Origin of the sequence: Amphritea atlantica, from assembly GCA_024397875.1 — a bacterium.
Classification (GTDB): domain Bacteria; phylum Pseudomonadota; class Gammaproteobacteria; order Pseudomonadales; family Balneatricaceae; genus Amphritea; species Amphritea atlantica_B.
The window spans coordinates 3,522,023-3,545,830 of the sequence record CP073344.1; the positions used below are offsets into that span (position 1 = coordinate 3,522,023).

General features: G+C 45.3%; 22 protein-coding genes. 5 read left to right on the forward strand and 17 right to left on the reverse strand.

Annotation, left to right across the window (positions count from 1 at the left end):
* Positions 1 to 10: 10 nt before the first annotated feature.
* The 13 genes from KDX31_16290 to pqqA all read right to left on the reverse strand — a co-directional run bounded on the left by KDX31_16290 (position 11) and on the right by pqqA (position 12,114).
* The gene (locus tag KDX31_16290; GenBank protein UTW02877.1) at positions 11 to 1,003 is read right to left on the reverse strand and encodes a U32 family peptidase; all 993 of its coding nucleotides are present in this window, start codon (positions 1,001 to 1,003) and stop codon (positions 11 to 13) included.
* Positions 1,004 to 2,151: 1,148 nt separating this feature from the next.
* Entirely contained in the window at positions 2,152 to 2,946 is a 795-nt protein-coding gene (locus KDX31_16295) for an ABC transporter permease (GenBank protein ID UTW05425.1), read from the reverse strand.
* A 5-nt stretch (positions 2,947 to 2,951) separates the two neighbouring features.
* Entirely contained in the window at positions 2,952 to 4,190 is a 1,239-nt protein-coding gene (locus KDX31_16300; GenBank protein UTW02878.1) for an amino acid ABC transporter substrate-binding protein, read from the reverse strand.
* Positions 4,190 to 5,167, reverse strand: a complete 978-nt coding sequence (locus tag KDX31_16305) for a PQQ-dependent catabolism-associated beta-propeller protein (GenBank protein UTW05426.1) — start codon at positions 5,165 to 5,167, stop codon at positions 4,190 to 4,192. Before KDX31_16305 ends, KDX31_16300 begins: the two co-directional genes overlap by 1 nt.
* Entirely contained in the window at positions 5,157 to 5,927 is a 771-nt protein-coding gene (locus KDX31_16310; GenBank protein UTW02879.1) for an ATP-binding cassette domain-containing protein, read from the reverse strand. The genes KDX31_16305 and KDX31_16310 overlap by 11 nt, the downstream gene beginning before the upstream one ends.
* Positions 5,924 to 6,703, reverse strand: a complete 780-nt coding sequence (locus KDX31_16315) for an ABC transporter ATP-binding protein (GenBank protein ID UTW02880.1) — start codon at positions 6,701 to 6,703, stop codon at positions 5,924 to 5,926. Before KDX31_16315 ends, KDX31_16310 begins: the two co-directional genes overlap by 4 nt.
* The gene (locus tag KDX31_16320; GenBank protein UTW02881.1) at positions 6,690 to 7,457 is read right to left on the reverse strand and encodes an ABC transporter permease subunit; all 768 of its coding nucleotides are present in this window, start codon (positions 7,455 to 7,457) and stop codon (positions 6,690 to 6,692) included. Before KDX31_16320 ends, KDX31_16315 begins: the two co-directional genes overlap by 14 nt.
* The gene (locus KDX31_16325) at positions 7,454 to 8,461 is read right to left on the reverse strand and encodes an ABC transporter substrate-binding protein (GenBank protein ID UTW02882.1); all 1,008 of its coding nucleotides are present in this window, start codon (positions 8,459 to 8,461) and stop codon (positions 7,454 to 7,456) included. Before KDX31_16325 ends, KDX31_16320 begins: the two co-directional genes overlap by 4 nt.
* Before the next feature lie 232 nt (positions 8,462 to 8,693).
* Positions 8,694 to 9,878 carry a pyrroloquinoline quinone biosynthesis protein PqqE gene (gene pqqE / locus KDX31_16330; protein UTW02883.1) on the reverse strand — a complete coding sequence of 395 codons (1,185 nt, stop codon included), beginning with the start codon at positions 9,876 to 9,878 and terminating at the stop codon, positions 8,694 to 8,696.
* Entirely contained in the window at positions 9,853 to 10,146 is a 294-nt protein-coding gene (gene pqqD, locus KDX31_16335) for a pyrroloquinoline quinone biosynthesis peptide chaperone PqqD (protein ID UTW02884.1), read from the reverse strand. The genes pqqE and pqqD overlap by 26 nt, the downstream gene beginning before the upstream one ends.
* Positions 10,143 to 10,916: a pyrroloquinoline-quinone synthase PqqC gene (gene pqqC / locus KDX31_16340; protein ID UTW05427.1), complete on the reverse strand. Its 774-nt coding sequence runs from the start codon at positions 10,914 to 10,916 to the stop codon at positions 10,143 to 10,145. Before pqqC ends, pqqD begins: the two co-directional genes overlap by 4 nt.
* A 22-nt stretch (positions 10,917 to 10,938) precedes the next feature.
* Positions 10,939 to 11,886, reverse strand: a complete 948-nt coding sequence (gene pqqB, locus KDX31_16345; protein UTW02885.1) for a pyrroloquinoline quinone biosynthesis protein PqqB — start codon at positions 11,884 to 11,886, stop codon at positions 10,939 to 10,941.
* A gap of 153 nt (positions 11,887 to 12,039) precedes the next feature.
* Positions 12,040 to 12,114 (reverse strand): pyrroloquinoline quinone precursor peptide PqqA, encoded by a 75-nt coding sequence (pqqA, locus tag KDX31_16350; GenBank protein UTW05428.1) that lies wholly within the window; start codon positions 12,112 to 12,114, stop codon positions 12,040 to 12,042.
* Between the two features lie 856 nt (positions 12,115 to 12,970).
* On the opposite strand from pqqA, the gene KDX31_16355 reads away from it, so the two are divergent.
* The 5 genes from KDX31_16355 to KDX31_16375 all read left to right on the forward strand — a co-directional run bounded on the left by KDX31_16355 (position 12,971) and on the right by KDX31_16375 (position 18,574).
* Positions 12,971 to 14,959 (forward strand): sigma-54-dependent Fis family transcriptional regulator, encoded by a 1,989-nt coding sequence (locus tag KDX31_16355; protein UTW02886.1) that lies wholly within the window; start codon positions 12,971 to 12,973, stop codon positions 14,957 to 14,959.
* Positions 14,960 to 15,161: 202 nt separating this feature from the next.
* Positions 15,162 to 15,623, forward strand: coding sequence for a hypothetical protein (locus KDX31_16360; protein ID UTW02887.1), 462 nt, complete (start codon positions 15,162 to 15,164; stop codon positions 15,621 to 15,623).
* Between the two features lie 273 nt (positions 15,624 to 15,896).
* Positions 15,897 to 17,105, forward strand: a complete 1,209-nt coding sequence (locus KDX31_16365) for a hypothetical protein (GenBank protein UTW02888.1) — start codon at positions 15,897 to 15,899, stop codon at positions 17,103 to 17,105.
* Positions 17,106 to 17,202: 97 nt separating this feature from the next.
* The gene (locus KDX31_16370; GenBank protein ID UTW02889.1) at positions 17,203 to 18,303 is read left to right on the forward strand and encodes a malate dehydrogenase; all 1,101 of its coding nucleotides are present in this window, start codon (positions 17,203 to 17,205) and stop codon (positions 18,301 to 18,303) included.
* Between the two features lie 118 nt (positions 18,304 to 18,421).
* Positions 18,422 to 18,574, forward strand: a complete 153-nt coding sequence (locus KDX31_16375) for a YjbQ family protein (protein UTW05429.1) — start codon at positions 18,422 to 18,424, stop codon at positions 18,572 to 18,574.
* 435 nt (positions 18,575 to 19,009) lie between these two features.
* On the opposite strand, the gene KDX31_16380 is transcribed toward KDX31_16375, so the two are convergent.
* Genes KDX31_16380 through KDX31_16395 form a run of 4 tightly spaced genes read right to left on the reverse strand, consistent with a single transcriptional unit; the run spans position 19,010 to position 23,468 of the window.
* On the reverse strand, positions 19,010 to 21,091 hold the full coding sequence (locus tag KDX31_16380) for a 4Fe-4S binding protein (protein ID UTW02890.1): 2,082 nt from the start codon (positions 21,089 to 21,091) through the stop codon (positions 19,010 to 19,012).
* 41 nt (positions 21,092 to 21,132) lie between these two features.
* Entirely contained in the window at positions 21,133 to 22,011 is an 879-nt protein-coding gene (locus tag KDX31_16385; protein ID UTW02891.1) for a hypothetical protein, read from the reverse strand.
* A 27-nt stretch (positions 22,012 to 22,038) separates the two neighbouring features.
* Positions 22,039 to 22,506, reverse strand: a complete 468-nt coding sequence (locus tag KDX31_16390) for a hypothetical protein (protein ID UTW02892.1) — start codon at positions 22,504 to 22,506, stop codon at positions 22,039 to 22,041.
* A gap of 53 nt (positions 22,507 to 22,559) precedes the next feature.
* Positions 22,560 to 23,468: a hypothetical protein gene (locus tag KDX31_16395; protein ID UTW02893.1), complete on the reverse strand. Its 909-nt coding sequence runs from the start codon at positions 23,466 to 23,468 to the stop codon at positions 22,560 to 22,562.
* Between the last annotated feature and the right edge of the window lie 340 nt (positions 23,469 to 23,808).

Genomic DNA, 23,808 nt, shown 5'->3' on the forward strand with positions numbered 1-23,808 from the left:
ATCCGGTCCCCTACTGCCAGTTACGATGGTAGGCGCCAATCGTCGTCGTGGCACCTTCCGAAAGTTCGTTCAAACCGTTATTCCACTCCGGGCGAACCCGAAAACCCCCTGACGCACGGGCTGTATCCAGTGCTTCACGCCAGATCCGGGATACCCGGGCAACGTAAGCGGGACTGCGTTGCCGACCTTCGATTTTCACCGCTTTGATACCGATCCGCTGCAATTCAGGAATCAGGTCCAGCGTATTCAGGCTGGTCGGCTCTTCCATCACGTGATAGACATGCCCTTCAACCTCAAAGCGCCCCTTACACAGCGTCGGATAACCGGCTTTTTCGTCTGCGCTATACCGGTCGATCAGCACTTCGTTGAGGCGCGACTCCAGCCCCTGAGGGGTTTCCTGCCAACGCACTGCCTTAGCGGGCGAGCAGGCACCACAGGTATTAGGGGACTCATCGGTCAGGTAAGAGGAGAGATAACAGCGTCCTTCCAACATGATACAGAGGCTGCCAAAGGCAAATACCTCCAGCTCTACGGGAGAGTGCGCCGCCAGGTGCTCCACCTGAGCCAGGGAAAGCACCCGGGGCAACACCGCACGCTGAATACCAAACGCCTGCTGGTAATAGCGCAGGGCTTCGTAGTTGGTCGCCGATCCCTGTACCGACAAATGCAGCCGCAGATCCGGATGACGCCCGGCAGCATAACCCAGCACCCCCATATCGGCGGCGATCAGCGCATCTACCTGTAAGTCCGCAGCCATATCCACCGCCGCACGCCAGGTTTCCCACCCTTCGGGCTGGGGATAGGTATTGATAGCGCAGAGCACTTTAACCCCCCGGGAGCGGGCATAGTCGATACCTTTTTCCGCCTTGCGCCGGTCAAAATTAAGACCGGCAAACTGACGCGCATTGGTTTTATCCCGAAAACCGAAATACACCGTATCGGCTCCGCCGTCCACCGCCGCTTTCAATGCGGGAAAACTGCCCGCCGGGCACACTAGTTCCACAGCAATCTCCTGTACCAATGATGACAAGGAGACAAACTATCAGGAAGTCATGGCGGCAGACATGACCATTATCAAACCGGAAGATTAGTGATGCTTAAGGTTGACCGGGCATCGACTAAAAGCAGTCTCTGTTTAGTCGGGAAGCCGGCAGCGGTAATATCCTCTGCCCCCCGGACTATGTAAGTCTATCTGATTAACGTAGAATGCTCTGCTTACTAAAAAGATGGCAATACAGCCAGCGAATCACCTAATAAGATTGCTAGCAATGACCAGTACGAACTCTACAACCGCGCCTCACACACCCATGATGCATGGGTGTTTTGCCATTGATTTTAATAGACTTATTTTAAAATAAAAACAAAACCTACACCAACACCTACACCAATAACCTTTATAGAATCCCTAACAAATAAGCCTCATTTGTAAATAAGGGCACTGAAACTCATTCGTCTGCTACACTCTCCGAAATTATGTTTAACATCATTACAATGAGTTCAAAACCACCACATCCATATAAGATATGCAACAGATTACCGAACTCAGTGATACCACAGAATGGCTATATCTATATCCAAATAGAACATGGAAAGCACACTTAGATACAAAAACTATCACTCGTCATATAAGGAACCGCCAACGAGCTGATAAGGAAGTACTTGAGGGCCGAACTAAAAATAATAATGACTCTCAGCTACTACAATCAGATAAAGGTGAGCGCCGGACACCACATGACCTGAGACGCACTGGCGTATCAACAATGACTGACTTAGGCGTGCTACCAGATGTAATTGATTGCTGCCTCAACCATATCGAGCAAAACAGGATTCGCCGTACCTATTTAAGACACGAATACCGTAACGAGATGGCACAAGCATGGAATTCATTGGGGGATCGGCTGGAGGAATTGATGGATCCTGCTACTAACTAATATGACACACAAACAATACACGTAGCTATAATGACGAGCCCCGCTACGGTCCAGTATCACTCGGCCGCGATAAGTATTTTACAGGCTACGTCACACACAAGAATTTAAAGATAAAGCAGTCATACAACCGAACGGAGTTATTCAATCGCTGATGTATCTCAGTTAAAAAATCAAGATTAATCCGGTAAATGTAGTTTACTCACCTTACTCTGTAGCATAATCATGATTTCCAGCGAGCGACAACACCTTTCTGAGGATCATAACCCCAGACAGCTAAGCTGAAGAACAGCACAAATGCACCGAAGACCACGCTGAGTGACAGCCAGTTTAACTGACCATACAGGGCAAAGCGGACCAGCTCCACAGCATGAGTAAAGGGATTATACTTAGCTACCTGAAATACCAATTCAGCACCTGCTTCTTCCAGTTTCCACAGCGGGTAGAGTGCAGGCGAGATAAAGAACATGGGGAAGATTACAAAGTTCATCATCCCGGCAAAATTCTCCAGCTGTTTCACCGATACCGAAAGTAACAACCCCAGTGCACCCAGCATCAGCGCGGCGAGGATAAACGCAGGCAGTGCGGTGAGCGCACCATAGAGCGGGATATCCACATCAAACAGCCAGCAGATAATCATAAAGCTGTACACCTGCAACAGCGATAACAGTGTCCCGGCCATCAGTTTACTAAACAGGATATACCAGCGCGGCAGTGGCGCTGTCAGTAACAGACGCATCAGCCCCATCTCCCGGTCATACACCATCGACAAAGATGACTGCATACCGTTGAACAGCATCACCATACACAACAGACCCGGCGTGATGTACACCTCATACTCGATATAAGATTCATACGGGGGGATAACCGCTACCCCGAAGACATTCTGAAAACCGGCGGCAAACACCAGAAGCCATAAGGCGGGCCTCACCAGTGCTGAGAACAGACGCCCTTTCTGACGTATGAATTTGCTGGTCTCGCGGGCGGACAGTGCGCTGAATGCATTGATCGCATGCATGGAATTCACAGACTGCCTCCCGGGTTCAGTTGGCAGCGCCCCTCATCATTATCACTGCCGAGCACATCGAGGTTATTCACCGGATGCAGGAAACCATCAATGGGCGCACGTCCGATGACACGGTTCAGCGAGGTGAGGAAAACGGGTTGTCTGAGCTGATTATTCCAGGGTCTGAAATTTAACGGATAACCTTTAGCACCATCCAACTTAAACTCTTCAGAACCTATAGTTTTTAGCAGCGATTCCACGCTAAACGAGCTACTGCCCTGCTGGGGCCGATCCAGCAACGCCTGAGCAATTACCTTAACCGCCAGCCACGCTGACCAGTCGTAACCGGTCATCTGCCGTTTAGCTTTTTTAACAAAGCGTTTATTCACCTGGGGGGCACCGTTGCGCTCCCAGGCCCAGTGCCACCAGTCTGCTACCAGGCCCGATGCGCCAACGACCGGACGCGGTTTAACGATGGAGTACGGCACATCAACCGCAAACTCACCCGTGGTATCAACCACATAGACCACATCATAGTCATCCTTAGCGGTTAATAGTGAGATATTGTTCTGGTAACGCTGTCGGGGATCATTGCCCAGGGTATAGGGTTTAAGAGCGACCAGATCGAGGCCAAACTTTTTAGCTGACGCCTGTAATGAATCGAGATAACGTCGATCAGGCTCGGCTTCACTGTGGAGTACCAGTACCTCTTTCCATTTTTTAGAGATCAGATACTGCGCCGTCGCATCGGTCAGCATCCGACGACTGGGTAAGATATGTAACAAATTAGCCTGACAGTTTTCATCCCGCAGATTGTTTTCAAGGGCACTGAGGTTAAACAGAACCGTGTTGCTACCCTGTGCAGCATCAGCGGCTAGCTTTACCCCTTCAGCAGGAAGATCCAGTAACAAAAACTGAGAGCCCTCCGCCTGCAAGCTGAGAATAAGTTCAGGAAGCAGGGCTAATTCGTCTACCTCATGTATGACCAGTTCAAATTTGATCCCTCTCTTCTGGGCGGCAAAACGGGACTCTTTAATCGCCAGTTCAACCGCCGTATCGAGGCGTCCCCAGGGCTGAGCCTGATAACGGGCATCGATAATATCATCCCGATAACGGGGATCATCTGCATACTGTATCAGCGCAATATTGAAGCTAGTAAGATCGCTGGCCCACACATTGGAGGACAGCAGTAGAACCTGCAGTGCGGCAGCTATCCTAAGATTAATAATCCTGAGAGTTTGAGTAAAACAGAACATCAGTCATCCACCACAACATCGTGGGGCACCCGCCCTGCGGGCACCGACTTGATCACTTTGAGACGTTCGGTATCAATCACCGCCAGGTCATCACTCTTGCCATTGGTGACATAGAGCCGACTCTCGTCATGGTTAAGGGTGACTCCCCAGGCCCTCTTGCCCACCAGAATATAATCGATCACTTTGTTAGCCGCTATATCAACCACCGCAACATGGTTGGCACCACCCAGTGTGATATAGGCACGCTGACCATCTTTAGTCATCACCATGCCGACCGGAGAGATACTTTCCGCACGCACCCCACGTAGTGAAAAGGACAACTCAGCGACGGGTTGATAAGACACCGTATCCAGAATGGAAATGGTACCGCCCACTTCATTACTCACCCAGAGCTGTTGCTGATCTGGGGTCAGCAGCATCCGCCGTGGGCGATTGCCCACCACAATATTCTCAATCAGTTCATGGCTCTGCACATCGATCACATGCACCATGTTAGCGACTTCAGAGGTCACGTAGACCAGACGATTATCCGCAGAGACCAACACCCCTTCCGGTTCTTCACCCACTTCAATCTCGGCCACTTTCCTGTCATCTTCTAATGAATAAACGGTCACCAGTCCATCATCTTCGTTAGAGGCATAAAGGTATTTTTCATCCGGTGACAGATCGAAGCGGTCAGGGTCTTCACCGATCTCAATACTCTTTTGAACTTTAAGCGTCGCCACATCGATCACATCAATCGCATCCGCATCACCGCAAGCAACATAGAGCAGTGCACCATTTTTACTCAGTTTCATGGCACGGGGGCGTTCACTGGTTTTAATCGCCGTTACTTTATCCATACTTTTTGCTTCAAATACGGTGACCAGATCATCTTTTTCACTGCTGACAAAAACATATCCACTTTTTGCCTGACTCTGTTGTGCCACTAACAACAGCAATACCAGCGCCACCGATTTAAAGGTTTTAACAAGCATGTCCATGAACGACTCCAATAGTTTTATTAAGATTGACCAGGTGTAAAAATGCGTCTGAAAGGGAGACTCCGCTATCCTCTTCAGCCAGCAATTTGTCGGGGGATGAATCAGCCAGAATCTTACCTTTGTCGAGCACCACGACCCGATCAGCCTGCTGAATCTCCTCAACGATATGGGTACTCCAAAGCACTGCCAGATCCCGCTCTTTACACAGGGAAATAACATGATTAACCAGCGACTTACGTGATTCCGGATCTAACCCAACGGTGGCTTCATCCATCAATAACAATCGGGGCCGGTGTAACAGACTACGAATCAGTTCAACTTTGCGGCGGTTGCCGCCACTTAAACTTCGCACCGGCTGATATCGCACAGCGGTCATGTCAAAGCGTTCTAACTCACTGGCAATACGGTGCTCTGCTTCAGACCGGCTCAGTCCATGTAACAGACAGTGAAATTTAAGGTTGCCCTGCACCGTCAGATCGAGATCCAGGGTTGACTGCTGAAAGACAACACCAATAGAAGAAAGTGCGTCAATCGGATGACGGCGGATATCATGCCCACATACCTGTATCTGACCACTATCGTTATTAAACAGACCGGTTAACAGCTGAAACAGTGTGGTTTTGCCCGCGCCATTCTGGCCCAGCAAACCAACAAACTGAGATGATTGAATCGCTAAACTGACCTTGTCTAAAGCTTTAATCTGCCCGTAGGTTTTGCTGACGGTGATCAGTTCCAGTGCGGCATCTGAATTCATACATCTCCCCCTGAGATCAATTTCAGAACGGGATCTGAGAGGGCCCCTTCTAATAAACCAACATGCTCACTCAGCAGATCATTTTTCCAGTACTGAAGTCTGCTATCGTCAACAGCCCGGGGACGAGGCAAATCAACCGGTTTGTCCAGAATCACCATAGCCGGTGCAGAAGAGAGAAACAGAATCCGGTCCGCCAGCTGAATCGCCTCATTGAGATCATGGGTGACAAAAATCACCGTCGGTTGATGTTCTACCCATAATTCCCCGAGAAGTGCACGCAGGTTGTCCGCATTGGGCGCGTCCAGAGATACAAAGGGCTCATCCAGCAGCAACAGATCCGGTTCGGTCAGAAAAGCCCGGGCGATACTGACTCTGCGCTGCATCCCGCCCGAGAGGTGTTTTGGATAGAGATCGGATTTTCCCGCCAGCCCAACCTTTGTCAGTATCGCCTCGATGTCAGACTCAGTGGTGTCAGGCTTCACCAGACGCAGGTTATCAGCCACTGTTAGCCAGGGCATCAGTCTCGGCTGCTGAAAGATATAACCGATCTTACAGTCGGGCTTACCGCTGAGAGGGTAACCGTTAAACTTAATCTCACCGGGAGCACAGCTTTGCAGCGCCGCAATCATATTCAGCAGGGTCGTTTTGCCCGCACCCGAAGGGCCAACCAGCGCGACAAACTCACCCGGGGATACGCTAAAAGAGAGCGGCCCTAGTACTTTGTCAGGGCTATTGGCATAGAACTTACTCTGTAAGGCAATATCAAGATTGACCATGGTATCCCCCCCGGGCGATGTAACGATCCAACGGGCGCATAATCAGCCCCTCAATCACCAGAATAATGGCCGCAAACGCCAGGGTGTAAGCCAGAATGCTGGCTATATCAAAAAACTGAAAATAGGTGCCCAGCTGAAAGCCCACGCCATCACTACGTCCCAACAGTTCAACCACCAGCACAATTTTCCAGATCAGTGACAGACCGGAACGAGCCGACGCCATAATGAAGGGGTAAAGCTGAGGCAGATAAACTTTAAAAAAGTAACGTAGCGGCGCAACCTGAAAGACCTTTGCAACCTCCAGCAGATCCCGGTCAACAACCCGGGCGCCTTCACGCACCATAACCACAACGGTCGGGATTTTATTAATCGCCACCGCCGCAATCGCTGCCGCTTCCACCAGCCCAAACCAGACATAGCAGAGCATAATAGTAACCAGCGCTGGCACATTAAGGGCGATAATTAGGATAGAGTCGCCCGCCGCGTTTAAACGGGTAAACGCCCCCATCATGATGCCGATCAGCACCCCCAGCGCCATCGCGATAGTAAAACTCATCATCACTCTTATCATGGTAACAACCAGATGATGTAGCATATCGCCGTCGAATAGATGGGTGCGAAAACTGGCAAACACCTGAAGCACACTGGGGAAAGTGTTGTCATCCAGCAGCACCGCAGCCAACTGCCACACAACAAACAATATCACCAGAGGCAACGACACCAGCACAAAACGTTTTATAGCGAAAACGATCACTTATTCCCTCCTGTAGTGACCTGCTTGATACTCTTTTCAGCGCCCGCAACCCAGAACAATGAACGATCCAGCTTTACAGCTCCGCCCGTCAGTTTGTCACCACCCTCGTGAGCCATAATGGCGTAGAGTTTTTCCAGTGAATCCAGCTCATCAATACCAAACTGTTGCTGTACCCCACCACGATAACCCGTTTTAAGTGCGGCAAAAATAGAGTCGTCTTCCGCCTTGATCAGCGGTTTAATGCGCTGCCATTCTGCATCTGATTCTAACAATATCTGCCGGGCTTCCCGGGACGCCCTTAAAAAATTACCCAACTGCTCACTTTTTTCCTGAATCATCGCCTCAGTGAACACCCAGCCCAGCAGCGGGATCTGATAATTGACGCCCAACCCTCGGATCATCTCGTCAACAGTGATGATCGGTTTAAACCCTTTGGCTTTAAGTCGTGCACTGTAGTGCCAGAAATTAAGACTCAATGGTAGCTTGCCGTCATACATCAACTGATTTAACAAAGGAGGCGCTGCAAAGACAGGCTCAGTAATGTCTACAATGTTACGCCCGAGAGTCTGCTTACTGTAGGCCTGAAGCAGCAACCAGCTCTTATCAACAGAGCCTCCCGCCACGCCCAGTCGGGCATCTTTAATATCATTAAGGGATGAAACAACGCTATCCGACTGAGCATACAGCCCCCCGGATGCGGACGAGACTGGTGAGAAACCAAACATCCGTTGATTAAACCGCTGGCGGTTAACCCAGACCCAGTCGCTGTAGATAAGATCAACGGCATCACTTTGCAGGGCAACTGAACTGGCGTTTTTGCCTGCAACAGGGGTCACTTCAAGGGAAAAATGGTATTTTTCATCGAGCTTATGGTGCCGTATAACATCCATCTCCCAGTTGACTGTACCAAACTGTAATACGGCTACCCGAATCTGGGGCAATTCACTGGCATAAGCATGAATTGATAACATACTAATAAGAACAATATTAATGATATAAGCCATAATTTTTATTTCTTTATTATTCATATGGACAAATGATGCTATTTCCGTGGAAGCTAAGCTTGCACTTATAACACACTTGATAATGCAATTACCGAGCCATAGCGGGGACCAAGCATAGTTCGGTTATATTGATAAGTTAAACAACTGCACCAGCAACAGATGTCTTGTAAAAAATGCAACACGTGCCGCATAAATGGAACACACTGAAACAACGAGAGCCAAAAGCCATTGACTAACTTTTAGCAAAAACTTTGGAGTTACGTTCGTTACGGTAGATCGGTTCTTTGTGGGAGGGTAGTTCAGCCTCTTCCCGCGCCTGAATGATCATACCGTGGTTCGGCGATTTACTGCACACCGGGTCAGTATTGTTGGCATCACCGGTCATCATAAAGGCCTGGCAGCGACAACCACCAAAGTCCTTCTCTTTTTCATCACAGCTACGGCAAGGTTCTTTCATCCACTCATAGCCACGGAAGTGGTTGAAGCCATTGGACCGGTTCCAGATAGCCTCGATACTCTGCTCCCGCACATTGGGGAACTCGATCGGCAGCATGCGTGCACTGTGACACGGCAGCGCGGTGCCATCCGGGGTGACCGTGAGAAATACCTGGCCCCAGCCGTTCATACACCCTTTAGGGCGCTCTTCGTAATAGTCCGGGGTTACAAAGATAATCTTGATCGGATTACCTTCCGCCGCCAGCCGGTCACGGTACTCATTGGTGATCCGTTCGGCCCGCTCCAGTTGCACCCGGGTGGGCAGCAGATCGTTACGGTTTTCATACGCCCAGCCATAATACTGACAGGTAGCCAGTTCGACGTAATCCGCTTTCAACTCAACACAGAGTTCGATAATACGGTCTATCTGATCAATATTGTGACGATGGGTGACAAAGTTCAGCACCATCGGATAACCCTGGGCTTTCACTTCCCGGGCCATCGCCAGCTTCTGTTTAAACGCTTTTTCAGAACCCGCCAGCAGGTTGTTCACTTCAGGATCGGCCGCCTGAAAGCTGACCTGGATATGATCCAGACCCGCTTCTCTGAAATCAGCAATCTTGCGTTCGTTTAACCCCACCCCTGAGGTGATCAGATTGGAATAGTAGCCGAGGTTTCGCGCTTCCCTAATCAGCTCAATCAGGTCCTGGCGCACCAGTGGCTCGCCACCGGAAAAACCCAGTTGGGCGGCCCCCAGTTCACGCGCCTGAGTGAAGACGTCGATCCACTCAGCCGTCGTCAGCTCTCCCGTTTTGCTGGCAAAATCCACCGGATTGGCGCAGTAAGGGCACTGCAGAGGACATTTATAGGTCAGTTCGGCCAGCAACCAGAGCGGCTGACCATGGGTTGGGACATTGTTTAAATGGCTTAAAGACGGCGCCTGTGAAGGCTGACCGTTACAGGCTGATCCAGAGTTGCTCACGGGCGTCTCCTAAAAAATCCAGAATATCCCGGTCGATCCCCTCAGCATCCGGGAACTTTGCCTGCAGTGTCTGGATAATATCCGCTACAGTGCTTTGACCATCGACCAGCGCCAGTACTTCACCGGCCGGGCCATTGAGTTTGACCATCCCTTCGGGATAGAGCAGCACATAGCAGTCCTGCGCTTTCTCCCACTGGAAGCGGAACATCCGGTTGAGCACCGGGGTCTGATCCGGCGTTATCGCGGGGGCGTTCGCCGGGCTGCTCATGCAAACAATCCTTTGTGATACACCTTCTCGTCAGTCACCGTATGATACGGTGGACGTTTAAGTTCATAGGCCATGGTCATCGAGTCCAGCATGGTCCACAGCACATCCAGTTTAAACTGCAGGATGTTGAGCATCTTTTCCTGTTGCTCACGGGTTTTGTAGTAATCCAGGGTGATCTCCAGCCCATGTACCACATCGCGGCGGGCTTCGGTCAGACGGTTACGGAAGTACTGATAGCCCTCCTCTTTAATCCAGGGATAGTGGCCCGGCCAGCTGTCCAGACGATTCTGATGGATCGTTGGTGCAAACATCTCAGTCAGCGAGGAGCTGGCGGCTTCATGCCAGTCAGCCCGGCGGGCAAAATTGACATAGGCATCCACGGCAAAGCGAACCCCCGGCAAGACATGTTCTTCCGAGAGGATCTCTTCGCGGGTCAGGCCGACCGCCTCACCCAGTTGCAACCAGGCTTCGATGCCACCCACCGCGCCATCATAACCATCATGGTCCAGTATGCGCTGCACCCAGTGACGACGCACTTCGCGATCGGAGCAGTTGGCCATAATCGCCGCATCTTTCACCGGAATGGAGATCTGATAGTAAAACCGGTTAGCCACCCAGCCCTGAATCTGCTCTTTAGTGCAGCTGCCGTTGTACATGGCGATATGGTAAGGGTGCTGCGTATGATAAAAAGCGCTTTTCGCCCGCAGCGCCTGTTCAAATTCGTCCCGGCTCATCGGTGGCAGATCGGCTTGTGTACCGGCTTCGTTCATCTGTGCATTCATGGCAAACCTCTCAGAGTTCTATACCCATTCCGTCCCAGGATACTTCGATACCGTGGGCTTCCACTTCGGCCCGTTCCGGTGAGTCTTCATCCAGGATCGGATTGGTATTGTTAATGTGGATCAGCACTTTCCGGGGCTTATCCAGCGTATCCAGAAAGTCGATCATGCCACCCCTGCCGGTTTCATCATTACGCAACTGCGCCAGATGGCCCATGGTGACGCCGAGCTTATCGCCCACACCGGTGGTGATCAGCTCATCGTCACGCCAGATAGTGCCGTCGACCAGCAAGCAATCTGCCTCTTTCATAATCGGTTTAAGGTGGGGTTCAATCTGGCCAAGGCCAGGGGCATAGAACAGGGTTTTCCCGCTGCGGGTATCTTCTATCAGGATACCTATATTGTCCCCTGGATGGGGGTCGTTGCGATGCGGTGAATAGGGTGGAGCACTGCTGAGCAGCGCGACCGCTGTCAGTTTCAGTTCGGGGACCTGAGGGATCACAAAGCTGTTAGCGCCCTCGTCTGCCGCTCCCCCGACAGGAATGCGGTTGCGTTTGATACCGCCATTCCAGTGTTCCAGCATCTTAAAGATGGGGAAACCGGTGGTCAGATCCTGATACACCATATCGGTACACCAGACCTCATGGGGGCAACCTTCACGCAGCATCAGCAGACCGGTGGTATGGTCGATCTGGCTGTCCATGAAGACAATCGCGGCAATGCCGGTATCACGAATTTTGCGATTCGGTTGCATCGGTGCGAAGTCAGCCAGCTGCTGACGGATATCCGGGGAGGTATTAAACAGAATCCAGTCTTCGCCATTGGCACTCACCGCAATGGAGGACTGCGTCCGGGATTTTGCATTAAGCGTTCCGGCCCGATAGCCGGCACAGTTGCGGCAGTTACAGTTCCACTGAGGAAAACCGCCGCCCGCTGCGGAACCAAGAATCTGAATTTTCATTTTTTTTCCATATGGCGGAAACCGACCCAAAACAAACTCACACTAAAATCAACTTAACTTCAGAGCAAATCCATTTCAGGCCAGAAACCTATACATGCAACCCGAACCTACCGGGCATGGTTGCATGCATTATTTGGAGATTGATAAAGAAATTTATCGGTTGGCGAAATACATTGTAACTTCGAAACCGATACGCAGATCTTTGTAAGATGGTTTTGTCCAGCTCATGGGTAACTCCTAATATTAGATTTATTTTCAACCGTAGCATTCTTGCAACGAGAGTTGCGACACCTGAAGCAAAACAGACCAATAAATTCAGCGTTTTACACCCAGAAACAACTCTGAATAAAATAGAGCAATTTCCAGGCCAGAGTGCTCTTCGAGTTTTAATTATCAAAATACACGATAGAAAGCCTAAAAATTAGACAGCTACAGACATATAAATCAGGATAGTTCTACCTGTAAGCAAAAAAACTTATAAATCGGATTATAAATATAAAACCCTTGCCTATAAGCTCGCATGGAAAATTTATTGAATTAAACATAAGCGTGACCGACATTAGCTTAACGCCAATAACTGATCATACATAATAAGAACATACAAACATTATCAAATTCGAAAACTCCACACTTCACATCATCCCTTCAAACCCGATAAAGCGGAAAATCAACACGCCAGACAAATGAGACAACTGTATCATTTATGAAACAGATGAATCTAAAATGCTACACTTGATAGCCTATACGCCAAGTAATAACATTAGCCAAATTAAATTATCGCCCCGGCTATTTTTCTGAGCAGCTATGCAAAAATAATCACTGACTATAGATTACATCACAGCCCTAAAAGGCTTCACTCTTACATCAAAGAAATCAAGTCTGCTAATCACTCAACTCATCTATACAATATTTGTCACATTATCATAACCAAGCAAGCAACTGGCATACATCCTGCTTATATTGCTTTCCAATGTTCATAAACATTGTTATAATGAAATTAAAATAATAATACCTTATACACTGCTGTACGAATTAATTAAGTGAAAGTGCAGTCACAGTGTAATAAGGCTGGAGCGAATCCACTATGAGAAACATGCCACGATTAAATGGCACCAAGGATGTTGTCGCTTACGTAACAGGAAACTTTCAAGAACGAAGTATTCAACCAGAAGAAATAATTGCCAAATCCTGGCAACGCAGTCTTCTTAATTACGGCTTGGATCCACACTCCCCTCAAGACGTCGAGGTCATTACAAATCATGAAATTAAGCAACATCTCGAACGTCATGAAAGCTATCTGAATATCGCCCGAAATGGTCTGACAGGACTGTCTAAGCGTATTTCTGCCGCAGGCTTTTCCGTACTACTTACCGATGAATCTGGCCTGACTCTCGACGCAAAACTCCCTCCACAGATGAAAGATATTTGGCAGGACGCAGGTATACTGATTGGATCTAAATGGGGTGAAAAGAATGCAGGCACAAATGGTATCGGCACTTGCCTGATAGAAAAAGAATCGATGATCATCCATCAACATGAGCACTTCTTTGATAACCATAAACAACTTAGCTGTTCTGTAACTCCAATTTTTGATCCTCTTGGCAACCTGAAAGGATGCCTAAATGCATCTTGTCTGGGTTCAAGTGGAAGCAAGGAGACTCAGCTTCTTACTCTTCAGATGGTAATGATGTACGGCAGAATGATTGAGAATAGCTACTTCCGACAAAGCTACCGCAGTCAGGTCACCATGCATATAAAAGAGACAAAGAACTTCTCTGACCTGGCTCAGGAGCAATTAATTGCGGTAAATGAACGAGGTGTCATCATAGGCGCTAATCGCGCAGCATTTGCTGAATATGAAGGCTTACTACTACCTGGACAACAACTACTCGGCTGTCAAATTGAAGATATTACAGGTCTTACAATAAACGAGCTACTGAGCAAAAGTAACGGTGGTGCAAATACTGTTTATAATCAGTCACCAAAATTACTGGATGAAATCGAAGTTGCTATCAGAGTTCCTGCAGGCATAATCAGTCCTACAGTTGAACCTGGAAACAAACAGACAGAACGTTCAAATAAACATAAGCACCCTACACTGGAACAATTGGCAGGTGAAGACTTAGATGTACTGCAAAATGTACAGCAGATCCGTCACGTCATAGATAAAGACATTCCTATTCTGATAACTGGTGAAACAGGTACAGGTAAAGAAGCATTTGCCCGAGCCATACACGATGCCAGTGCAAAGAAAAACGGCCCTTTCATAGCTCTAAACTGTGCAGCCATTCCCGAATCCCTAATTGAAAGTGAGTTGTTTGGTTACCGCAGCGGATCATTCACGGGGGCGAATCGCAAAGGCATGAAAGGAAAGCTAGAGCAAGCTAACGGAGGGACAATCTTCCTCGATGAGATTGGTGATATGCCTATTCAATTGCAAACCAGGCTATTACGCGCATTGGCAGAAAGAGAAATTCTAGCACTTGGGGCATCTGAGCCTACATCTCTGGATATTCAAGTGATATCGGCAACCCACCAAAACCTGATCCAACGAATAAAAGACAAACTCTTCAGGGAGGATTTTTATTACCGCCTAAATGGTATGGCCCTCAAATTACCCGCATTACGCTTACGTAGCGACAAAGAGTTTATCATTCGCTGCATTCTTAATAGCGAGCTAGGCGGCTCAGAGGATGTAACATTTTCGCCACAGGTAACCACGCTACTGAACGATTACCACTGGCCCGGAAATATCAGACAGTTAGGTAACGTTCTCCGATATTCGCTTGCTGTTTCACAAAACAAACATATTACTGTTGATGATCTTCCAATTGAAGTCCGCGCTAATAAGGACTTATTCAAAGAGGGAGAGATCGTGACAGAAATAGAAGAATCTAAAACAATGAGCCTTTCCGATTTTGTAAGCGATGAAGAGGGTCGACGCTTACTTGAAACGCTTCGCAGGCTCCGCTGGAACATAACGCAAGTTTCAGAAGAGCTCAACATATGCCGATCTACTGTTTACAGAAAAATGAAGAAATACAATATCGAACAACCAAATAATATGTATTAAATCTATTCTTATAAGTAAAACATCCCTGTCATTATAATGACAGGGATGTTTTACTTATTTCTTCCTTCAAGTAATCTTTCATACCCGTCTTAAATCCTCAGTTTACTTATACAAAAAGATAAAATAAAAACTGGCATGATACCTGCTCCAACAACCTATCGAAAGCATCCCTCGCATTCGAACATAAATTGGAGAGCATGAAATGATAAAAAAAATACTTACACTTGTAATCGTTTTTAATTGCATGATTGCAAATGCATCTGAGATATCTTCTAGCAAAGAAGCTTTACTTGATAGCTTCATTAAAGCTCATGAAGCGAAGAACTACGAAGAGATATCACGCCTGATTAACTGGGAAGATGTGGGAAAACATAAGCAGAAAATGATCCGAGTTTATACTAAAAACAACTTTGGCCGTGAAATAAATCACACTGAATTTGAGAAAGCAGATACAAATTTTCTAAAAAGCTTCAACTTAGGAGACAAAAAGTACAAGAGCAATCTACCGGTGACACATCTGATGAGAATATATTTCGAAGAACCTACCAAGGATAAAAAGCCTGAGTATAGTTCCGTCGTATATTTGGTTGGAGAAAAACCTGAAGGTTTTCAAATTGCGGTTGTAATAAAAGATCAACCTTCACAGGCGACAGCAGAACATTAAATAACATATATGGAATTACAAAAAAGACAGTTGTCGCATTTTTAATGCAAACCTGCGACAACTGTCTTTAATCAATATGTTATAAAAACAATAGAAAAAATCAAAAACAAAAAAAGTCATTGTATTACATAGGCTTATAAAATACACATCTAAAGAAAACTTTCTGGCACAGCAATTGCGATAGGTACAGCGATAAAGAAATAAAGTTCAAATTTTTTTCTTTAATCACAAAAAATAAAAACCTATGAATAAATAACGATTGAGGTTTTCTTAATGAAAAAAACACTTATTAGCATGCATATTGCGGCAGGAATCCTGGCAATGTCTACAGCAGCTTCTGCTGCAGAATTCATGGATGGAAAAGTAAAAATCAGCGGAGCTGCAATGCAGGCATGGCAGTCCGGCATTGAAGTTGAAGGCGCTGCGGTTAATCCGAATGACGCTGCAGCTGACTCTGCATTCCAACGTATGCGTTTCGCGCTAAATATTAATGCACAGGTTGCTGAAAATGTTTCTGTTTTTGCAGAACTAGCAGAAGAGCCTAATGACTGGAACAATGGCAGCGCTGCTATCAGTCAGGATCTGGCATGGATTCAATTTGATCTACCAAACAATACCGGTGTTCGTCTAGGTAACGTCGTTTCAACTACCCAGAACTTCATCCGTTACTCTGATGGCGCCGCCGTACAAAGTAACCCTTTTGTGGGTAACAGTCTTATAGATATGATTACTGCAGAAGAAGGCCTGTGGGCATATGGTTCTCATACACTGGACAGCGGAACCAACCTAACCTGGGATGCAGTGCTGGCTACTCCTGACTTTTTCACTGACTTTTCTGAAGGACATGGGTATAACATCGGCCTGCGCGGTACAGTTAATCTAGAAAGCGGACTGTCTTTCGGTGCAGGTGCTTTTAAGACCGACCACAAACAATCTGCAGTAACGGGTAAGCCGTTTGGTTCGCTTATCGCTATCGGTGATGGTGATAACTATCAGTTCGCCAATACTGCACCAAGTGCTCGTGCAACTCATCCATTAATCGTACCTGGTGTTCAAGCATTAGTCTGGCAAGCAGATGTTCAATACAAAGGGGACAATTTCCTGGTTCACGCTATATATGGTGAAGCTAAAGATGATTACAGCTGGGCTGCAGGTGAAGGCTCTCTTCAAACAGCCTATATCGCCGAAGAATCCAAAATGGAATTTTGGTCTGTCGAAGGTAAATATGACATCAGTAAAGATTATTATCTGGCTGCGCGCTATGCAGAATCATCCAACAAAAGCACTGGCGTAAACGGACCAAATAAAGCCGATCGTTTGCAATTAAGTGCTGGCTATTGGATGAACGATTCTACGCTGTTTAAAGCAGAATATGTTAAACAGGAAGAAGAGCAGTTTTCCGGTGGCGGAGCTACCATATTTGGTGCCGCTGGCGGTTCTGAATGGGATGGTTTCATTATAGAAGCATCTGTTACTTTCTAAGTGAAAAATAAAGGTGGCTTAATATGGCCACCTTTTTATAAAAGTACATAAATCAGGAAAACATTTAAGTACCTTGTGAAAGGTGAGGTAATATGTAATGAGAAGACCTGTTCGGATCGCTGTCACCGGAGCAGCGGGGGCGATTTGTTATAACCTGTTATTCAAAATTGCAGCCGGTGAAATGATGGGCCGTGATCAGCCGGTTATTCTCCAGTTGATAGAAATTCCTGACGCTATGGAAGCTCTCCGCGGTCTGGCCATGGAATTGGAAGACTGTGCTTATCCGCTGCTACACACCATCACTTTGCATGATAATGTCGAAGATGGCTTTAGCAACTGCCACTATGCACTGCTAGTTGGTGCACGTCCCCGCGGACCGGGAATGGAGCGAAGCGATCTTCTCGAAGTGAACGCAGAGATTTTCGCCCGTCAGGGTAAGGCACTGAACGACTTTGCTAACCGCGATGTTAAAGTTCTCGTGACCGGCAACCCTGCCAATACTAACGCACTGATCGCCAGCCGTAATGCGCCAAAACTCAGTCCTTCTCAGTTTACCTGCCTGACACGGCTAGACCACAACCGAGCTAAAGGTATGCTGGCCAGTCAGTGTGGTGTTACTGCACGTGACATTCAAAACATCATTATCTGGGGTAATCACTCTCCAACCCAGTACCCGGACCTCCATCACGCAAGAGTGTTCGGTCGGCCTGCCATGGGACAGATCGATACCTCCTGGTATCGTAATGAGTTTATTCCGCGGGTGCAGGAGCGGGGTAGTGAGATTATTAAAGCCCGTGGGTTATCCAGTGCAGCCTCAGCCGCTCAGGCGATTGTTGATCAGATGCACAACTGGACTCAGGGTACTGAGCCGGGTGAGATCGTCAGCATGGGTATTTTGAGCGATGGCAGCTATGGCATAGAGAAGGGCGTGTTCTTCTCCTTCCCTGTGCGATGTAATTATGGGCGTTATCAGATTGTACATGGACTTGATATCAATGATTTCAGCCGCAAACATCTCACTGCGACCGAACTCGAATTACTCGAGGAAAAAGCGATAGTCGAACACCTGTTGCCGAAAGATACTGAGGAATCACATAATAATCTGACTATCTGCCTGAAATCTGGAGTCACCCTCTACGCAGATGGCACAGGGCCTAGTCAGGAAAGTAAGTTCCTGAACAACAATCGGGTACTCTGATCTCAGGTTGTTGATACAGAATTAAAGCCCTGCCTGATTAGTTCCGGCAGGGCTTTTTTATGATTGATAACGATAGATTGTTAAGATTATTACAGTTAAATACCTATACATTTAAGGCCTGGATGAAACGTCTGCACATATCAAATCAGCGCTGACGGCAACCACACTTCCAATACCACTTAAAAATAGCTACTTGATGCTTGGGACTAGGCACGGCATCTTTTGTTGGAATGGCAAGTCGATCTCCAGCGTGACGGAATCAGGAGCCTGAGTCACTGATGCCGTTGTTGGGAGAATGACCGGCAGGAATATGCAGGAATGCGGGCATATCCGTAGATTCCTACTGCCGGGAATTTATCAGCTACTTATGAACCAGGTTAGCGTTGAGTGTATTATCACGAGCGAGTTGGGCAATGGAATTTTCTGGCTACTGACAGGGGTCAAAGATCATAGCTTTGAACGGCAAATCAAAGCGGCGTCGCTTACTGGCTGGTCGGTTACTGATGGAGGTGCATTGAGAGTCATATTAGGTGTCCACTTAAAGATCGGTGAACACCTAGTTAACCTGCGATTAAGTACTAATTAGCGGCGCTCTACAGACCGCATAGTTAGGTAGCTAAAAACTAATAATTAGACTTGTTTGCACCTTTCCTAGTTTAGAGGGGCAGGCTTTGTGATGCCAGATGGATTCACCGGAGGTTTACAACTACTCTACTAAGGAGGCAGGTATATATTTTGCTCTAACCCTATTACGTTTTTTTGTGTTTGCAACTTCTATAGCGCATAACGTTGGATTGTAATTAATGACAATACACTCTAAGCATTGAATACACTCTTTCATATCAATTACTCCATGCTTTGGAATGGCGTCAATTTCGCAATTGACCCGACAGTTTTGACAAGGTGATCCGCACTCCGGACGCCTTGTAAGCCAGTTAAATATTGGAAAGGCTCCCGCAATTGCCATAAACGCACCTAATGGACATATGTAGCGGCAATAGAATTTGTGAACTTTCATAGCAAGAAAAATCATCCCCCCTGCATACAGCACGTAGTACCACTCTCTGATAAAATAGAGTGTAATACTTGTCTTAAAAGGTTCTACTTCAGCTATTTGTTCAGCAATATTGAGGAAAGAAAAGGAAGTAAATACAATGGCTCCCAAAACAAAATACTTGAATTTTTGAAGTCTATTATGCCAAATATCACCAATCTTCCATTTATTTATATTCAAACGCTTACCTAATAGCCCTGCGAATTCCTGAATAGCACCAAATGGGCATAACCAGCCACAGAAAAGACCTCTGCCAAAAAGTACAAGACTAATTAGAACGTAGCACCAAAGAATAGCGATGATAGGATCAAGTAAAAAAAGCTCTATAGAGCTGCCATCGATGAGTAAATTTTGTAAAGTTAATACGTTTACAATGCTGAGTTGGCCTTGCGAATAAAAGCCGATAAATAGACAGGTAAATGATAGATACAGCCAGCGAACTTTATGAAAAAAAGTAGAACTCTTAACAAAAAAATGTTGATTTAGAAAAACAATGGTCAGGATAGTCAAACCTATCAATAACAAAGAGATATCATCTTGACGCTGCTGCCATATTTCTATCCATAGCGGCAAATCAATTTCTACCTTCTTTTTATGCTGTGTAAAAAAATCCCTAGGGAGTTGATATACTTCGTTTAAAATTATTTTTTTATCAGTATTAAATTTTAAATTTGTTCTTAACAATGGTGAAAACTTTGCCACTGATGGAATCTTAAAAACACTAAGTTCACTCCAGTTATTATCAGAAATACTCAAATCATAACTTGTTATTTTTAAATCTGAAACCTTACGAACTACTTCAGAACCTCGCTGACTCATACTGATTTTTTCTGATAAATTCATTCCCTCCCAAGACCCCTTGGAAAGAACAAGAATATATTGATCTTTTGAGTCATTTTTTTTGATAAATTCCTCGTACTTTGATCCATTTAGCAAGTTTTTTTCGACAAGAGGATGACTTAAATATGCGATATATAGCTCAGCTAACGGCTCCTCGTTTTCCGTCGATATAGGCTGACTGGGGTAGCCTAGTTTTTTATCAACTTTGGCTGAACGAATTTGCGAAGCATAAATTGGCCAGTGAGTTACTAATCCTTTGTTAATCAACTGCTCCAAAGTCAAATTTTCGAATATGTCTGTTTTAGGGGTATACCAGGAAGACAGAGAGTATCCCTCAAGCTCTTTGGCTTGTGCCACAGCACGCGCCGCGGTCGTAAGCGTTTTATTAAGTGCTTTGATGGTAACCGTGGCGCTGGTGATACCATCTATATAGGTGCTTTTTCGCCCCCCCTCTAGTGTTTTTTTACTGCTCTTTTTGATATAGATATTATCTGAGGCGGCTACACCTATAAGCTGCGCCATATAGTGTTCAAGCCTTCGCGGACCATCATTTTTGATAAATATAGGTTCGTGATGTTCAAGTGTTACAAATCCGGTATATAGCCCCTGCGATGATAGCCCGACAAGAATATCGATCGGCTTACCTCCGTAGCCCCTGACTGGATAGATTTCAGCTGTATGAAACGCATACCCTTCTAATATATTTGAACTATATACGGGAATAATATCTAGGGTTTCATCCTCTTTATTGATATGAGTAGCATTGGGAAATAACTTAGTTAATGAAGCAGACAATGGTATATCTTCAGCATTGACATGCGGACTAATCAGCATGACAAAAGTAAGGTAAATCAGCTTCCATAAGGCAACTTTATCAGAGTTACTGAAAATCATAGCTGTTTACCTTTACTTTTATTTACTAAAATAAATTTCAATTATTTTTTAAAAGAATATGCAGCCATATTACCTTTCATCATTTGTGGAATTAAGAGTAAATTCTTGCTTCGTATATACAGAATATCTGCACTACCTTGGCCAAGTTCCAATAAAGTTTTGACAGTTCCATCAGCTTTTACTAGCAGCAATTTCCCTATCATCCAATCAGTAACAAGAAAGCTTGTGTCATCAATTTTAGCAAGTCCATCCAGGTTACCTATGGGTACTCCATCAGCAAAGTCAGTTATGCTCATGTTCTCGAATGAAACTTGTAAAATATGCCCTGGTATATCAGTTTTCCAACCATCAACAGGTTTTCCCCAACTCGCTACTACAATAGAACTATTATCAATATATAGCCCATTCGGATTGTCTAACCGACTATCCTCTAACCAAATTTCAAGATGACCTTTATAGAGTCTATAGATACGATTGTTTGCAGTGTCGGTAACATATATAACGCCACTGCTAGCAACAGCTACGTCATTAAGAAAACTAGTATCGTCCGCTTTAAAACGTTTAGTTACTTCAGCTTTCTCAATATCAATAATCAGTAACTCATTGATATCTGATACAAATAGGTTTTTACCAAATATTGCCATTCCTTTGGGCGCATTCAGACCATCAACCCATTTTAGCTTTTCAATTTTCCCATCGTTTGCTATGAGGGAAATGAAACCATTTCCATCAGGTTCTGATGATTCACCATTGATGTTAGATACATATATAGAACGACGTGAAATATCATAGATAACTGACTCAGGCTGTTTCAATTCAGAATTAGTTTGCCATTTTTTTTCCAAAGATAATGTTTCAGATAATGCATTATCACTCAATGGAAGGATAAGAATAAGACATAGTGTTATTTTTTTTATCATTTGTTACACCTACAATTTTCAACAATTTTAGTTAGGGATTATCCGCATTTCTTCAAGCGTCTCATCCTCAACTTTATGACAGAAATTTTTATACATGTCTGGTTCTGAATATGAAATATCCAACCCTTTTTTAAGTCCTTCTCTGTAGCTAGAAAGATCACTAAATAAAGAAAAATTATATAGATCCCATGATTCATCAGCCATCTTTCTAGCTATTTCTGTGGCTTTAACATTATCCGTTCCAGCCACAACAAAAGAGTCATATACAACACGTTTAAGTGCGTTCTCAGTTAAACCAATTTCGTTTGCAAGATCGTCAAATTGACACCACCGAAGTAATACTTCTGTTTCAATTTGCTTTCCATGACTTCGAATTATCTCAGCAAATATGTCTTTCTTAAAATCTATCAAAAGATCTTTTTTTTCTGATGCCATAGCAGCAGCCGAAGAAACCATGGAAAAAATTAGGAGTGATATATACATAAATTTATTCATAAAAAACCTATAGCCTGACTCATATAAATATTAGATAATCACAGTTTCAACCCTTAAAGATCATTCACAATTTCTCTTAATTTTTCAAGATAGATTTCTTCTGGGATATCACCTTGTAAATAGAGGACCTTAATTTTTTTTAAACGTAGTTCAACTGAACTTTCTATCCTTGATACAGATAATGTTGGTGCAGAGACTGCTTCAAGCTTTTTTATTCGCTCTTCCAGTAAATAATTATCGGCCTGTTGTTGCGCTTTCTGTGCTTCTGATAAGTACGTCTGAGAATTACTTATCTGCTGAAAGTAGTCATATTCCTTGTTTAGATCAATGCTGAGCCAATCATAACGCTCGTCAACTCGGGCAGCACCGACGAAATTCTGTAGTTGCCAGTCGTGTTCACCTGGCACTAAAAAATCTCCTGTATTTAGTTTAAAGTTTGATAGCTCAACATTGGAGGCGAACCTACTATTGCTTACTCCTTTGCCATCACGGACATATTTTCTCTGTAGATCGACATGAACTTCACCAAAAATAATATTCAGTTTATGGTCGTGCACAAATACCGTACCACTGACGGAAAGGCGCTTACTTCCCAAGTAAACATTGCGAAAATCTGAAACCGAAAATTTTACTACCTCTCCGTTAGTAGTTTGGTTCAGCGCTTTGCTTATACCTTGAGCAAGAATACTAATTTCTTTATCTGTAAATACTAATGTCTCATTCTTTTGGTTGATACCGTCGTCAGATGTTTTATCGACTATTTTGAGTTGACTCAATATTCTTGCAAGCTTCTTAGTTTCAAGCTGATAGGAATGATTGGTAACAGGTAAAGATTCTTTGCCTGATACTTCTATGTAATCTATTCCGTCTTTCCAGATCTGTTTCGGTGAGGCTTCAAGTACCACAAGTGGAAAGAGGCAGGTGATCGTTAATAATGATTTTAAGAGTGTTAAATAGTTCACGGATGACGTCTCATTTTTATCGTTTATGAAACTTACAGCAAGATATATGCCGCATGCATTTTTCGAATTAAATATCCTGAGACGTTCGATGTTAAGCTGATTTATTTTACCTTATTAAGATCACTAAATTCAGCTTGAAACCACTAATCTAAAGCTTTCTCAGCGCCCTATACCATCCGAAAATTAAGTTGTTAGATGCCCAATAACGCACTCTTCCACAAGTGTTTTGAATCAGATCATCTCCGCATAAACCGAGAGTCTATTGTCGCTTCGCTGCACCACCTGTAGCAAACAACTGTCTTTTAATCATGCTAATTGATTCAGTAAAGAACTGAAGCGC